The following is a 14,243-nucleotide window of genomic DNA, read 5'->3' as shown; positions in this document are numbered from 1 at the left end:
TACGGGAAGTGCGATTAAAGGAAACAAAATTGATTTGTACTATGAAACGGTTGACGAAGTATTTAGTCAATGGGGAAAAAAAGAAATTGATGTTTTTGTCATTGAAGAAGGAGAAGGTCAATTGACGGAAGAAGAATTCAATCAATGGGCCGACAAGATTGAAGCAGGCGACTTGCCGACATTTCAAGAAAGCCTATAACAACATGTAACCCGCTGTACAGCTGTGGAAGCTGTGCCAGCGGGTTTTTTTAAAACTAAATAAATGAATAAACAACAATAGCTAAAATGATTCCAGTTAATGCGCCAAAGAAAACTTCAATCGGTTGGTGACCAAGCAGTTCTTTTAACTCTTCTTTTTTCTGTTGTTGTTCTTTTTGTGGCCAATTTTTCGCATCAGCTACAAGACGTTGGAAATCTTTGACGAGCTGATTCAAAATCGTCGCATGCTCTCCGGCCTGGCGTCTAATCCCTGTCGCATCGTACATGACAATGATACTCAGAACAGCTGCAATCGCAAAAAAAGGTGAATCGAGACCATTTTCAATCCCGATTGCCGTTGCTAACGAAGTGACAGAGGCCGAATGGCTGCTAGGCATGCCGCCTGTACTGAAAGCCAACCCCGGCTTAAATTCACGTGTTGCAATGAAGTGAATAGGGATTTTGACAAATTGCGCAAACAAAACAGCCAATAAAGCAATCCATAGAGGTGTATTCGTAAAAATTTCCATAATATCAACTACCTTTAAACATACTATTCTCATAGTACCCAAAAAATGCTTGAACACAAACGGATATGGTGAAGAAAATATGACAAGCGTTTAAGTTAGGAAGGTTGTCTATTTCGCATATCGAAATAATCTGATATGATAATTGTATACGATAAAAGGAGTGAGGACATGTTTCAACAGACACAAGATGATGTCACAAAGGCATCTACGAAAGCTTTAATTGTTGGCTTATTTGAAGAACAAAAAAATAATCAAACGACTTATGAAGAACTAAATCAAGTGTTCGACCAGCAATTGGATGAACTGATGCAAGCAGGCGATCTTTCCAACCAATACGGAAAACTTGGAAAAATACATACGCTAGGAAAGATTGAAGCTGAGCGTTTATATTTCGTTGGTCTTGGCAAGCGAGAAGAACTGACGACGAACCGCTTACGTAAAGCAGTAGGGAAAGCATTTCAATCCATCCAAAAAGATGGTGTCGATCAAGCTGCTATTTCAGTAGCCAGCATCCTCCAAGATAACCCAACAGAAGAACAGCTTGAAGCAATTGGCGATGCATTTGCATTATCGACGTTTGAACAATCTACATGTCATACAAATAGACCAGAAAAAACGAACTTAGGTTCATTAAACTTAATTAGTAAACAAGAGCTCGACTTATCAGTAGTAGAAAAAGGTTACGCTTACGGAACAGGGGCCAACACGGCGAGATACTTAGTCAACCTGCCAAGTAACTTGCTAACGGCAACTGACCTGGCGAATTTCGCTGAAAACATTGCCAACGAAAACGACCTGGAAATCGAAGTTCTTGGCAAAGAAGAAATCGAAGAGCTTGGTATGGGTGCACTACTTGCCGTCAACCAAGGATCCGATGAGCCACCACGCTTTATCGTCATGAAATATCAAGGAAAAGACACGTGGGAAAACCCAACCGCACTTGTCGGAAAAGGAATCACCTTTGACACCGGCGGTTATTCGTTAAAGCCTAAAGACGGTATTGTCGGTATGAAAATGGACATGGGCGGAGCGGCAGCAGTTGTTGGCGCTATGGAAATAATCGGTAAAACGAAACCGAAAGAAAATGTGATGGGCATTATTGCAGCAACTGACAACATGATCAGTGGAAAAGCATTTAAACCAGACGACGTCATCGTATCCATGAGCGGAAAAACAATTGAAATCCGCAATACGGATGCAGAAGGGCGCTTGGCGCTTGCAGACGCCGTTGCTTATGCAAGAAAAGAAGGCGCAGCAAAAATTGTTGATATCGCTACCCTAACCGGCGGTGTCATTGTCGCATTAGGCGATAAAGTCACAGGAGCCTTAACAAACAACGATGAATGGTATGAGGAAATAAAAACAGCTTCTGAAAAAATGGACGAACCAGTGTGGGCATTCCCGTACATGGATCATTTCCGTGAAGAAGTTCGAACAAGCCATATCGCTGACTTAAACAACTCACCAGGTAGAAAAGCACAATCCATTTTAGCGGCTGCATTTGTCGGCGAGTTTGCCGAAGACACACCATGGGTTCATTTGGACATCGCAGGTACAGCAGTATCTGATTCTGCATATGACCTCGGACCAAAAGGATCGACTGGTGTCATGGCAAGAACATTAGCGAAAGCTGTTCATTTAGGTGAATAAAATCAAAACTGAATGAAAATATGAATAAATACTTTTCATGTAAAAGACCAGCAACCCTCAGCGTTGCTGGTCTTTACCTATTCATTTATCTTTCACTTTCTGTGCTACCGCTATTTTTTATTACTATTTTACATTGCGCGTTTCGACACATAGGCAGCCGTCGAAAAAAGCTGGAAAGCCGTCGAAAAATCGTAGCAAGCCGTTGAAATCTCTCTTGTAGCCGTCGAATAACAGCAACAAGCCGCTGAAAAAAGTCAAAAAGCCGCCGAAAAACTGAAGTAAGCCGCCAAATAAACGCAAAAAGCCATCTTAATAATCGAAGAAAGCTAGGTCATCAGCCTATTGGAAAATTTAAAACGCCATTCACTAAGTGAACGACGTTTTAATCAATTATTGACTCCGCAATGATGGGCTTACTCGTTGGATTCTTGTCACAAAAGAAGGCAGGGTCGCTGCAAGTAAACCAGTAATCACAGCATCCTTAATGAAGAACGGCAACATCGTAAGCATGGATCCATACATGGAAATCGGCACTCCCAACACATTGTTCATCGAAAAATATAAATAAGGTGTTCCGATTAAATAGTTTACGATCAATCCACCGAAAACGGCGAAAGAATACGTAGCCAAACTATTATTGGAAGCTTTTTCAATAATCAATCCAGAGATATAGGCTACAAAAACAAATGAAATCAAAAATCCACCTGTCGGCATTGCAAGGTTGGCAATCCCCGCACTCATTTCTGCAAATACAGGCACACCGACAGCTCCGACAGCGAGATAAACGATCATCGAAAATGCGCCAAGTTTTCTACCTAACAAAATCCCGGCCAGGATCGCAAAGAAAGTTTGCAAAGTAAGCGGAACTTCTCCACCTGCGTATGTAATTTTTAAAGCAGGAACCCAATAAGCTAAGTTGGCTCCAATCATCATTAGGACGACGAAGACCGCTCCCATCGTCAAGTCGACCGTACGAAATCTTTGGTTATTCATTTCAATTACCCCTCTTTTTCTGAATCTTTTTCTTTATAATATATGAGAAGGCAAATGATTGTCAACCATAAAATAAATAGGTTAACAATAGGAAGGTAGTTTTCACGAAGAAATAAAAAAACTTCTCAAAAGCTCGAAAACTTTTGAGAAGTCATTGATTAAACTCAATACTTATCGAATACTTGCTTCCAATGCAACATCAATCATATCACTGAATGTTGTTTGACGTTCTTCCGGAGTCGTTTCTTCACCAGTTAAGATGTGATCGCTCACCGTCAATACAGAAAGTGCACGACAATCATATTTTGCCGCCAATGTGTATAGAGCTGTCGTTTCCATTTCGACACCCAGTACATTGTATTCCGCTAATTTTTCGAACAACTCCATTGCATTGTCACGATAGAAGCTATCGCTTGTAAATACGTTGCCGACACGAAGATTCAAGTTCTTTTCTTCGCCGACGTCATATGCGTTTTTCAGCAATCCAAAATCAGCTGTTGGTGCAAAGTCGATGCCACCAAAATTCATCCGGTTCATCTGAGAATCCGTTGTTGACGTTTGGGCCAGGATAACGTCGCGTACTTTGACATCTTTTTGTAAGGCTCCACAAGACCCAACGCGAATTAAATTTTTCACACCAAATTCATTAATCAACTCATTCACGTAAATCGAAATACTTGGTACACCCATTCCAGTTCCTTGAACCGAAATACGCTCACCCTTATAAGTACCTGTAAAACCTAACATACCGCGAACTTCATTATATTGCGTCACATCATCCAAAAAGTTCTCCGCAATATATTTTGCCCGAAGCGGATCTCCTGGAAGTAAAATTGTTTCAGCGATATCGCCTTTTTTTGCGCCAATATGTGCTGTGCTCATTTCATAAGTTCCTCCTTCATATGTTCTGTTTAAAAGTTATCATAAGATCAGTTAAAAGAAAAAGAAAATCCCTATGCATTCGTTCTGCATAGGGATCAATCGAGTTAAGCAAATACAACTTCTTCGATTACTTTTGTTTCCTCATGATTCAATAAATTTTTATTGACCTTATCTTCTACAGGTTTATTCATTGCGTTTTCCAGTTCATCGGTTTCTTCCTGTGCACCGACTAAATAAATTCGTTGCCAACCATTATCTTTAGCGAGTTTGTCTAATTTAGGGGCGACTTGTTTATACCATCTTTCCCGGTGTGCTTCAAAACGGTCTTTGAATTCATCTTGCTTGGATGATTTCGCTCCTGACGTTCCCATATTTCGATCGGCTAAGTGAGCTCCTTCGTGGAGACGCCAATCCTCTGTATCCAAATCCAATTCAAAAACTTTCGTGTCATTGACGCTTCCAAGGTTGGCATCAATGCATTTGATTTCTTCCTGTTGGGTTAAAATAATGCCCGTCTTCGGAAATTCCTCTTGCATCCGACGGAGCTGATCCAATTTCGCTGTTTCTTCCCAATGGAATTCATTTTCTACGGGCATTTGCAATGTTTTCGCAAACCAAACTGAATCATCTGACGCGGCTATGATTACGACACTTTTCTTGAAATTCGGTTGTTCATCCTGTACAAATCGTTCTACTTTTTCTTTCACATTCCAGAAGTTATGCTTTTCATCGGAATCATCATCTTTTTCGAGATAGTTTTCAAAGTTTTGCATTGCATTTTTGAAATGAATTTGCCACTTACCTTTTAGATTTCCAGGGTCAGCTGGATCTGTGTTCAAATACATCGTAAATACACGATGAGGGGATTGGAGATATAGTGATTCAAGTTTCTTCAGTTCTTTATTTAAATCCATACAAGATACACTCCTTTTATAAAAACTGACTCTATAGAAGTATTTCCGTTTATAGAAGAGATTAAACGCAGGGGACAGCTCTGAACAACTTATTGTGCAGAATAAAAAAAGAAGCCTCCATCACAGAGGCTTCTAGAAATAGATTTATTTAAGTTCGATTTCAAAATCGAGATCCTCACCAAGTGTATCCCAATCTTCATTTAACGGTGCATCGAATACAAGTCGAATACTCTCAATGTCTTCTGCATTAGAGTTTTCAAGTACATAGGCCATCGTTCCGCTTCCTTTAGTTCCAGCCATCATTTCTCCTTCAATATGATCACTTAACCACATATCCGGTTCGATTTGTTCACCAGTATTGGTTGACATCGTACCTTGTCCGGCATAAAAGCTAATATCTTCATCTGAAGTATTTTCAACAGCAATATCTACTTGAATGTAATCAATCTCATCCGTTTCGAAAAACTGCTGGCCTTCTTCATTTAACTCACCTGAAGTAGCAACAACTTTCTCAATGGTCAACACGACAGGGCCTGTTTCAAATGTATGTGCTTCTTCATTTTTTGAATGAGCAGTGAAAACACCACCTTCTGTCTCGATGACATCTTCAGTTGATTCACTTTCACTGGACTCTTCATTGCTGGACTCTTCGCTTTTCTGTTGATCATCGCTTTCATCAGCACTTTCTGTACGTTCTTCTTGATCGGAATCTTCAGCACTGGCTTCCTCGCTTGAGTCGCTTCCTCCACATGCTGTTAGAAATGCACTGAGCATTAAAGCCAACAAGACAAATAGGAACTTTTTCATCACTAAATCCCCCCTAATTATTTTTGAGACAGGATATCTCCACTGACATCTAATTGCATCTAACTGTATCTTGTAAAGTGAACATTCTGCTTATGTATTAAATAAAAATATGTGCAATTGATGGATGTCGTAATGGAAAAATGATTCGCTTTGTCTCTATCTCTATATTACAATAATATTACAAAGAAATTAAGCGTTTCAATTAATTAATTTAGGCAGTACCAACCATTCAATGAAAAATCAATATAAAACAAAAGGGTAGCAGAATTTTATCAATTAAATTATAATGATGATGAATCATTTAAATATTTGGGTTACGATTCTTCGGGGCAGGGTGAAAATCCCGACCGGTGGTAACAAGTGAGTGCTTGAAGTCCACGACCCGCGCGAGCGGTTGATCCAGTGCGAATCTGGAACCGACAGTCAGAGTCTGGAGGGGAGAAGGATCTGAAACGTTAACGGCCAAAAAAGATTGCTTAATTAGGAGGTTAACGTTTGAAAGAATCAAAAGATTATATGAAACACGCTTTGGAAATGGCAAGGCTGACGATCGGCCAGACGCATCCGAATCCATCGGTTGGCGCCATAGTTGTTAAAAACGGGCGAGTGGTCGGCGTCGGAACACATATGAAGCCAGGTGAGCCGCATGCTGAAGTATTTGCACTACAGCAAGCAGGTGATGAGGCGAAGGACGCTGACATATACGTGACCTTGGAGCCTTGTGCACATTATGGAAAAACACCGCCATGTGCCAAAGCGATTATTGACGCAGGAATTAAAAAAGTTTTTGTCGCAACCTTGGATCCGAATCCGAAAGTTGCTGGAAAAGGCGTTCAATGGTTGCGCGATGAAGGTATTGACGTCGAAGTTGGTTTACATGAAGAAGATGCCATAGAGATCAATAAAGATTTCATGCACTTCATGCGAAATAAACGACCATACGTCACGATAAAAACAGCTGTTTCGCTCGATGGAAAAATGACGGCGAACAGTGGTGATAGTAAATGGATTACCGGTGAAGCGGCACGACGTGATGTTCACGAAAACCGCCACCGACATGATGCGATTTTAGTCGGAATTGAAACCGTTAAACATGACGATCCTCAATTAACAACCCGTTTGCCCCACGGAGGAATTAACCCCATACGAATCATCTTGGATACTCATCTATCCATCCCTTTTCATGCCAAAATACTCACAGATCAAGCCGTTCGCACCATCATTATTTGTGGAAATCATGCGAGCGAATCAACTGAAAAACAATTAAATGAAATAGAACATATTGATGTTTTGCGCATGCCAACAGACGAAATCGATTTAAACGATTTATTGGCACAATTAGCAGAAGATAAAATCATGAGTGTTTATGTAGAAGGTGGTTCAAAGGTCCATTCGTCATTCATACATAAACAACTTTTTGATGAGCTTCATGTTTATATGGCACCAAAGTTGATCGGTGGACCATCCAGTAAACCATTCTTTAACCAAAATGGATTTACAGAAGTAAGCCAAAGCGTAAAGCTGACGTTTGAATCGATCGAACAGATGGATGATGACTTGAAAATTATTGCCAAACCGAAACGGTAGGGGGTTATACAATGTTTACTGGAATTATTGAAGAAGTCGGTGAAATACAAACGATCAACCAAGCAAACGAGTCTCTCGAGTTGGATGTGAAAGCATCGATCGTGACAAAGGATTTGAAATTGGGTGACAGTATTTCTGTTAACGGTGTTTGTTTAACAGCGACTTCTTTTACAGATACGAATTTTACGATGGACGTTATGCCTGAGACATTTCACCATACCGCATTAAAAGATTTAAAAGTCGGTTCAAAAGTGAATCTGGAACGCGCAATGGCAGCCAATGGACGATTTGGAGGTCATTTCGTGTCAGGACACGTCGATGGCTTGGGGAAAATCATTAAACGTGAAACACGTGAGAATGCGGAATACTTTCATATTGAAGTACCTGCAAACTTAAGTAAATATATGATGATTAAAGGTTCCGTATCGATTGACGGGACATCGCTTACGATATTTGGCTTAGAAGATCATGTGTTAACCATCTCGTTAATCCCGCACACACAGGATGCAACAACCTTAACGAGCAAAGGTACAGGGGATTTAGTGAATATCGAATGCGACCAATTGTTAAAATATGTCTATCAGCTCGTACAACCGAACGAAGAACAAAAAGAAAAAGGAGTTTCCTTGGAACAGCTGCGAAAATCAGGGTTTCTTGGTTAATAGGAGGGGCAAACAATGTTTGATTCAATAGAAGAAGCAATAGAAGACCTACGCGAAGGAAAAGCTGTCATCGTTGTAGATGACGAGAATAGAGAGAACGAAGGGGACTTTGTCGCACTAGGTGAAAAAGCAACTCCCGAAATGATCAACTTCATGGCGACAGAAGGCCGTGGATTAATCTGTGCACCGATTACGAAAGAAAAAGCAGATCAACTTCAATTGAACATGATGGCTGATGTGAATACAGACAGTCACGGCACTGCATTTACCGTCAGTATCGACCATGTGGAAACAACGACTGGGATTAGTGCAGGCGAGCGGTCTAAATCCATTATGCGCTTAGCTGAAGATGATGTCGTTCCAACAGAATTTAAACGACCTGGACATATTTTTCCGTTAATCGCGAAAGAGGGAGGCGTTTTGCGTCGGGCAGGGCATACAGAAGCGGCTATTGACTTGGCGAAAATCGCTGGATCAAAACCTGTCGGCGCTATTTGCGAAATCATGAATGAAGATGGGTCGATGGCTCGTGTACCGGAACTTCGTAAATTGGCAGATGAAAAAGGATTGAAGCTGATTACGATTGAAGACTTGATTAAGTATCGTAGAAAACACGAAAAATTGATCAGTCGTGAAATCGAAATCAACTTACCAACTTCATTCGGTGATTTCAATGCGATTGCTTACACAAATGATCTGGACGGCCGTGAGCATATTGCCTTAGTGAAAGGCGATATCAACCCACATGAGCCTACGTTGGTCCGTGTGCATAGTGAATGTTTAACAGGCGACGTATTTGGCTCCCATCGTTGTGATTGTGGTCCGCAATTGGAAGCAGCCTTAAAACAGATTGAAGAAGAAGGAAAAGGTGTTCTTCTTTACATGCGCCAAGAAGGTCGAGGCATCGGCTTGTTGAATAAACTAAAAGCCTATAAGCTCCAAGAAGAAGGCTATGATACTGTTGAAGCGAACCACAAACTTGGTTTTCCAGCTGATTTACGGGATTACGGTTTAGGTGCACAAATTTTAGAAGACGTCGGTGTACGTAAAATGCGCCTACTCACCAATAATCCACGTAAGATCAAAGGACTGCACGGTTATGAACTCGAATTAGTTGAACGTGTACCACTTAAAATGGAATCAAATAAAAACAACGAAAAGTACTTGCAAACAAAACGCGATAAATTAGGTCATTTGTTTTAAGTTAAAAATGAAAACACAATGGAAAACAATAGAGGAGGAATACGAAATGAAAACATACGAAGGAAGCTTAGTCGGAACAGGACTTAAAATAGCGATCGTTGTGGGTCGTTTCAATGAATTTATCAATGAAAGATTGTTAGACGGTGCCGTAAGTGCTTTGAAACGTCACGGTGTAGACGAAAATGATATCGAAGTTGTTTGGGTACCAGGTGCCTATGAAATCCCACTAGCAACGAAAAAACTTGCAGAAACGAATAAATATGATGCACTCGTTACGCTTGGCTCCGTCATTCGTGGCGCGACACCGCACTTCGAATATGTAAGTGGGGAAGTATCTAGCGGCGTTGCTTCTGTCAGCAAAGAAACAGGTGTCCCGGCAATTTTCGGCGTCCTGACAACAGATACAATCGAACAAGCAATTGAGCGTGCAGGCACGAAAGCAGGAAACAAAGGGTATGATTGCGCGATTGCTGCCATTGAAATGGCGAATCTTTTAAAAGAAATAGGAAAGTAAATTGTCAAAAAGGTGAAACACTCAACTGACAACACCACATTTCCCTATGTTATACTTGAGCTAATCACATAAGTAAAAGTAGGTGCTTGTCATGCCTTTTATACAATTTCCAATATTAATGCCATTTCTTTATTTTCCTGATGATAAAACGGAATACCTACCAGCCCTCTTGACGATGATTGGTTTTTTCATCGTTGCAGTATTGGCTTTCATTCTCATTAAAAAAATCTCTAAAAAACAAGAAGATAAGTTTAATGAAAGATATGGTCCGGTCATTCAAGAAAAAGAAGAGAAAGATCAAACAGATAAGAACTAATGAAACATCCACTCATAAATAGTGGGTGTTTTTTTAGTTGATCCGTTTAAAATCCTTACCGACTAGCCAAACTGTCAGGTGAGGTGGTAAAAAAATGAAACGAGCACTATTAATCATTTCAATGTCAGCTTTTTTAATAGGTTGCCAATCCGATCAGAAAACAATGGTAGAGACGGATATTTATAACGCAGATTCAGATATTATCGGAAAAGCAACTGTTTCAGAAGAACCGGAAGGCGTGAAAGTAAAAGTTGCACTTGAAGGGTTAGAACCAGGCTTTCATGGGATTCATGTCCACGAATTTCCCAAATGTGAAGGTCCGAATTTCGAGTCAGCCGGAAATCACTGGACGATTGACGAATCCAAACACGGTCTAATGCACCCAGAAGGTCCACACATTGGCGATATGCCGAATATCGAAGTTGGCGGAGACGGGACGATTGCTGATTACGAATTTGTTTTATCAGAAGCAACATTAAAAGATGGCAAAGGCTCAGTTTTCTCAGATGAAGGCAAGGCACTGATCATTCACTCCGGCCAAGATGACGGCGTAAGCCAACCATCCGGAGATTCTGGTGAACGTGTTGCCTGTGCAGTCATTAAAAAAGACTCGGAGCTGCAAGAGGGCACAAACCCAGGCGAACAAGTTGAGCAAAAAGAAGAGGAAGAATCGTGAGTTTTTAACGAATACTATTATGTATTTCTGAAGCATAGAGTTTAAGCTCTATGCTTTTTTGTGTTAAAGATTCTACTTCACTAAACACGTCTGGGTTTGACCGTTCAAAAGTTGTGTCTAACTGTTCAAAAAACGTGCGTGACTGTTCAAAACACGCGCCCAACCGTTCAAAAAACGTGCGTGACTGTTCAAAACGCGCGCCTAACTGTTCAAAGACAGTGAGTAACCGTTCAATCCACACGGTTGACCGAGCAAAAACGCCTAACCACTCAAATGATATTTCAAGAAAGCGAATAATTTTTTGACGGGAAGAAAAGTAAAAACATCTCTATATAACCAATCTTTAAAGAGGAAAGTACCATCTATTGAACAATTGTCTGGTTTATTTTGATAATTATGATAAATTATATAGTATAGATAAAATCAATTCTTTGCTTAGATGAGAATAATCCTGGCAGTTATTTCGTGCAAAGGTATTAGAAATAGGGGGAGAGTATAGTGCAAGTAGAAGAAGCAAAAAGGGATGCAGCAATCCGAGGGAAAAAAGGAGTCTCATTTATATTAGCAGGTACGATTATTTGGATCGTCATTACAGCGATATTTTTGATGCCGAATTTACCATTAGAAACAAAAAATATCTTTATGCTCGTTTCTACTGGAATGATGTTTCCGCTCGCTGTTGGTATATCGACGTTATTGAAAGCTGATTGGAAATTGGAAGATAATCCACTAAACATGCTCGGTCTGATCATCAATCTTGCTCAGTTTGCTTATTTTCCATTTATCTTTTGGGCGTTTGCAAAATCGCCTGAACAGGTTGTGTTATTTTTCGCCATTATAACAGCTGCGCATTTTTTCCCATACGGTTGGTACTACGAGTCAAAAGCATATTACATGATTGCACCACTTGTTGCAGTGATGATCACTGTAGTCGGTTGGACATTAGGAGCGAGCCAGCTTTGGTTAATTCCAACTGTTATGGTAGGGTCATTAATTATATTAGCGACGTGGGTTACGGTCGAGAATAGAGAATATGCTACGAAGAATGCTTAATTGAACTGTGTAACTAAGAGCTTGTTGTAGGTTTATATAAAGCTTTATATGGCGGAGTTAAGATTTCTTTTATGACAAATACAATACACGGTTCTGATTTAGAACGTAATTAGAAGATTGACATAACCAAGATCTAAAAGCCTGTTAAAATTTGTGCAAAAGTTTATAGAAGAAAAGAAAACCCGAACGATTTAGACGTAAATAAATCGCTCGGGTTTTCTGTTTGACTAACAATCCCTCAAAACACTTTGCTTGCACCCACAGGACATAAGGCGACATCTGCGATAAATCGAAGTGTCTTCTATACCTTAGGCTGCGTGTACGCTTCTTTCATTAATAAAAGTTATATGGCATTGCAGTCCGAAAATAATAGGCTAACTCCTGCATGGGAGACATAACTTCAGCAGTCAGCAGTCAAACATCAGCAGTCAGCATTCGAACTTCAGCAGTCAGCAACCAAACATCAGCAGTCAGTATTCGAACTTCAGCAGTCAGCAACCAAACTTCAGCAGTCAGCATTCGAACTTCAGCAGTCAGCCGCGAAACATCAGCAGTCAGTATTCGAACTTCAGCAGTCAGCAACCAAACTTCAGCAGTCAGCATTCGAACTTCAGCAGTCAGCCGCCAAACTTCAGCAGTCAGCATTCGAACTTCAGCAGTCAGCAGCCGAACTTCAGCAGTCAACAGCCAAACTTCATCAGTTAGCCGCCTCACCTGCATGAATTGACGCCAGGCGTCTACGTATTTCAATACCCTTTCTTAAACGCTCACTTCATTGTTATTAAACATTCATATTTGTGCCAGTCTCTTTCGTTTGAGAACTATTATTGTTACTGTACAGTTAAGTTATTCCGAAAAAGCTTCAATAATCCGATTAACTCCATCTTCCACGGTCGAACGCGGTGCTGCGATGTTCATACGCATAAACTGTTCACCTTGTTTACCGAATGTCGTGCCATCATTTAGACCGACTTTTGCTTCTTCAATTAATATCTTCTTTAACTCATCGTGAGGGACCTCTGTTTCACGGAAATCAAGCCAGACAAGATACGTTCCTTCAGATGGTATTGTACGGATCGGCAGGCCACTCTCTTCGAACATCTTTTTAACGAGGTCACGATTATTCTCTAACGTTTTATTCAGTTCTTCAAGCCATTCTTCACCAGACTCGTAAACCGTTTGCATAGCGGTATAGGCAAATGTATTCAACATGCCAATACCTTGCTTTTGAAGTTGCTTGTCGAGCTTTTCTTTTTGTTCTTCGTTTGGCGAAAGAATAAATGAACCTTGCAACCCAGCGATGTTAAACGTCTTGGAGGGAGCCATCAATGTAAAGGTCAATTCTTTCACCTTCTCATTTACTCGAATTGCAGGGAAGTGTTCAGATTGAGAGAAGACGATGTCTGCATGAATTTCATCAGAAAACAACATCACATTGTATTTTACACAAAGGTCCGTAACTTTCTTCAGTTCCTCTTCTGTCCATACTCGACCGACAGGATTATGAGGGCTACAAAGAAGAAGAGCTTTTGCTCCTGCTTTGAATAATTCTTCAAGCTCCTCGAAATTCATTTCATATCCATTGTCACCTTGCACCAACGGATTTTCGACAACTGTACGATTATGCGTTTCAATCACTGAGAAAAATGGTGGGTACACAGGTGGTTGGATGACAATCTGGTCATTCTCTTCGGTGAAAGCTTGAATCACTGCATGTAGACTAGGGATGACACCTGGACTGAAGCTTAGTAAATCCGTATCGATATTCGTTTGATGACGTCTTTTTACCCAATTTTGAATGGTATGTAATAACTCATCATTATGGATCGTATAACCATAAGCATTATGCTCCGCTCGCTTGATCAATGCATCTTTCAACGAAGGTGGTGCGGCAAAATCCATGTCTGCCACCCACATCGGTAACAAATCACTTGTGCCAAAGATTTTTTCTCTTGCATCCCATTTTGCGGAATTGGTATTTTCTCGGTCGATTCCTTGCTCGAAGATTTCTTTCATTGTAACGCCCCCTTTTTAATCTATACGTCTATCATAATTTAAAGCAAAAAAAATGGCAAAGCGGGGGAATCCACTTTGCCAAAGGGGGAATACGAGAAAGTATTACACTACTATGTATAACCATTTAAACAAAAAATAAACCACTTTTTATAAAAAAGTTTATATTTGAATCAATTTCATAATTGCTCTTTTTAAAAATACAAAGACTTCTCCAATGTTTTGAATTGCATTTTTAAAAACAG

The 14,243-nt window shown here is 40.3% G+C and carries 16 protein-coding genes and 1 riboswitch; of the genes, 9 read left to right on the top strand and 7 right to left on the bottom strand.

Annotated elements, in window-relative coordinates:
* A partial coding sequence (locus tag FPQ10_RS13415; protein WP_255439960.1) for a 3D domain-containing protein occupies nt 1–199 on the top strand: 199 nt, incomplete at its 5' end.
* A gap of 55 nt (nt 200–254) precedes the next feature.
* Here the strand turns inward: FPQ10_RS13415 and FPQ10_RS12070 are convergent.
* On the bottom strand, nt 255–728 hold the full coding sequence (locus tag FPQ10_RS12070) for a divergent PAP2 family protein (RefSeq protein WP_144163748.1): 474 nt from the start codon (nt 726–728) through the stop codon (nt 255–257).
* Nucleotides 729–896: 168 nt separating this feature from the next.
* Here FPQ10_RS12070 and FPQ10_RS12065 point away from each other — a divergent pair, with 168 nt between their 5' ends.
* A complete protein-coding gene (locus tag FPQ10_RS12065) occupies nt 897–2,378 on the top strand; it encodes a leucyl aminopeptidase (protein WP_144163747.1) in 1,482 nt (493 codons plus the stop codon).
* A gap of 390 nt (nt 2,379–2,768) precedes the next feature.
* On the opposite strand, the gene FPQ10_RS12060 is transcribed toward FPQ10_RS12065, so the two are convergent.
* The 4 genes from FPQ10_RS12060 to FPQ10_RS12045 all read right to left on the bottom strand — a co-directional run bounded on the left by FPQ10_RS12060 (nt 2,769) and on the right by FPQ10_RS12045 (nt 5,974).
* Nucleotides 2,769–3,371, bottom strand: coding sequence for a biotin transporter BioY (locus FPQ10_RS12060; protein ID WP_144163746.1), 603 nt, complete (start codon nt 3,369–3,371; stop codon nt 2,769–2,771).
* Nucleotides 3,372–3,542: 171 nt separating this feature from the next.
* The gene (gene deoD / locus FPQ10_RS12055; protein WP_144163745.1) at nt 3,543–4,253 is read right to left on the bottom strand and encodes a purine-nucleoside phosphorylase; all 711 of its coding nucleotides are present in this window, start codon (nt 4,251–4,253) and stop codon (nt 3,543–3,545) included.
* A 104-nt stretch (nt 4,254–4,357) separates the two neighbouring features.
* Nucleotides 4,358–5,167 carry a VLRF1 family aeRF1-type release factor gene (locus tag FPQ10_RS12050; RefSeq protein WP_144163744.1) on the bottom strand — a complete coding sequence of 270 codons (810 nt, stop codon included), beginning with the start codon at nt 5,165–5,167 and terminating at the stop codon, nt 4,358–4,360.
* 144 nt (nt 5,168–5,311) lie between these two features.
* The gene (locus tag FPQ10_RS12045; protein ID WP_144163743.1) at nt 5,312–5,974 is read right to left on the bottom strand and encodes a DUF4352 domain-containing protein; all 663 of its coding nucleotides are present in this window, start codon (nt 5,972–5,974) and stop codon (nt 5,312–5,314) included.
* Between the two features lie 316 nt (nt 5,975–6,290).
* Nucleotides 6,291–6,424: riboswitch (FMN riboswitch) on the top strand.
* Between the two features lie 45 nt (nt 6,425–6,469).
* On the opposite strand from FPQ10_RS12045, the gene ribD reads away from it, so the two are divergent.
* The 7 genes from ribD (at nt 6,470) to FPQ10_RS12010 (ending at nt 11,985) form a co-directional block, all read left to right on the top strand.
* The gene (gene ribD / locus FPQ10_RS12040; RefSeq protein WP_255439959.1) at nt 6,470–7,561 is read left to right on the top strand and encodes a bifunctional diaminohydroxyphosphoribosylaminopyrimidine deaminase/5-amino-6-(5-phosphoribosylamino)uracil reductase RibD; all 1,092 of its coding nucleotides are present in this window, start codon (nt 6,470–6,472) and stop codon (nt 7,559–7,561) included.
* Between the two features lie 11 nt (nt 7,562–7,572).
* Nucleotides 7,573–8,223: a riboflavin synthase gene (ribE, locus tag FPQ10_RS12035; RefSeq protein ID WP_144163742.1), complete on the top strand. Its 651-nt coding sequence runs from the start codon at nt 7,573–7,575 to the stop codon at nt 8,221–8,223.
* 15 nt (nt 8,224–8,238) lie between these two features.
* Nucleotides 8,239–9,426, top strand: a complete 1,188-nt coding sequence (locus FPQ10_RS12030) for a bifunctional 3,4-dihydroxy-2-butanone-4-phosphate synthase/GTP cyclohydrolase II (protein ID WP_144163741.1) — start codon at nt 8,239–8,241, stop codon at nt 9,424–9,426.
* 46 nt (nt 9,427–9,472) lie between these two features.
* On the top strand, nt 9,473–9,940 hold the full coding sequence (ribH, locus tag FPQ10_RS12025) for a 6,7-dimethyl-8-ribityllumazine synthase (RefSeq protein WP_144163740.1): 468 nt from the start codon (nt 9,473–9,475) through the stop codon (nt 9,938–9,940).
* Nucleotides 9,941–10,031: 91 nt separating this feature from the next.
* The gene (locus FPQ10_RS12020; protein ID WP_144163739.1) at nt 10,032–10,256 is read left to right on the top strand and encodes a hypothetical protein; all 225 of its coding nucleotides are present in this window, start codon (nt 10,032–10,034) and stop codon (nt 10,254–10,256) included.
* A 94-nt stretch (nt 10,257–10,350) separates the two neighbouring features.
* Complete coding sequence (locus FPQ10_RS12015; protein ID WP_144163738.1) at nt 10,351–10,932, top strand: superoxide dismutase family protein; 582 nt, start codon at nt 10,351–10,353, stop codon at nt 10,930–10,932.
* Nucleotides 10,933–11,430: 498 nt separating this feature from the next.
* Entirely contained in the window at nt 11,431–11,985 is a 555-nt protein-coding gene (locus FPQ10_RS12010) for a DUF7010 family protein (RefSeq protein ID WP_144163737.1), read from the top strand.
* A 414-nt stretch (nt 11,986–12,399) separates the two neighbouring features.
* Here the strand turns inward: FPQ10_RS12010 and FPQ10_RS13150 are convergent, their stop codons facing one another.
* Together FPQ10_RS13150 and FPQ10_RS12000 are read right to left on the bottom strand one after the other, a co-directional pair.
* Complete coding sequence (locus FPQ10_RS13150; RefSeq protein WP_186278678.1) at nt 12,400–12,735, bottom strand: hypothetical protein; 336 nt, start codon at nt 12,733–12,735, stop codon at nt 12,400–12,402.
* 96 nt (nt 12,736–12,831) lie between these two features.
* The gene (locus tag FPQ10_RS12000) at nt 12,832–14,001 is read right to left on the bottom strand and encodes a MalY/PatB family protein (protein WP_144163735.1); all 1,170 of its coding nucleotides are present in this window, start codon (nt 13,999–14,001) and stop codon (nt 12,832–12,834) included.
* Nucleotides 14,002–14,243: the final 242 nt, after the last annotated feature.

Source organism: Allobacillus sp. SKP2-8, from assembly GCF_007559355.1.
Lineage (GTDB): Bacteria > Bacillota > Bacilli > Bacillales > Alkalibacillaceae > Allobacillus > Allobacillus halotolerans.
The sequence above is the reverse complement of the archived record's forward strand: the minus strand, read 5'-3'. Positions and strand labels throughout refer to the sequence as shown.

Coding starts and splice junctions, on each gene's coding strand:
- FPQ10_RS12030 (WP_144163741.1), top strand. CDS start 8,239: ATGTTTGATTCAATAGAAGAAGCAATAGAAGACCTACGCGAAGGAAAA.
- FPQ10_RS12070 (WP_144163748.1), bottom strand. CDS start 728: ATGGAAATTTTTACGAATACACCTCTATGGATTGCTTTATTGGCTGTT.
- FPQ10_RS12060 (WP_144163746.1), bottom strand. CDS start 3,371: ATGAATAACCAAAGATTTCGTACGGTCGACTTGACGATGGGAGCGGTC.
- FPQ10_RS12065 (WP_144163747.1), top strand. CDS start 897: ATGTTTCAACAGACACAAGATGATGTCACAAAGGCATCTACGAAAGCT.
- FPQ10_RS12000 (WP_144163735.1), bottom strand. CDS start 14,001: ATGAAAGAAATCTTCGAGCAAGGAATCGACCGAGAAAATACCAATTCC.
- FPQ10_RS12045 (WP_144163743.1), bottom strand. CDS start 5,974: ATGAAAAAGTTCCTATTTGTCTTGTTGGCTTTAATGCTCAGTGCATTT.
- ribH (WP_144163740.1), top strand. CDS start 9,473: ATGAAAACATACGAAGGAAGCTTAGTCGGAACAGGACTTAAAATAGCG.
- ribE (WP_144163742.1), top strand. CDS start 7,573: ATGTTTACTGGAATTATTGAAGAAGTCGGTGAAATACAAACGATCAAC.
- FPQ10_RS12020 (WP_144163739.1), top strand. CDS start 10,032: ATGCCTTTTATACAATTTCCAATATTAATGCCATTTCTTTATTTTCCT.
- FPQ10_RS12050 (WP_144163744.1), bottom strand. CDS start 5,167: ATGGATTTAAATAAAGAACTGAAGAAACTTGAATCACTATATCTCCAA.
- FPQ10_RS12015 (WP_144163738.1), top strand. CDS start 10,351: ATGAAACGAGCACTATTAATCATTTCAATGTCAGCTTTTTTAATAGGT.
- deoD (WP_144163745.1), bottom strand. CDS start 4,253: ATGAGCACAGCACATATTGGCGCAAAAAAAGGCGATATCGCTGAAACA.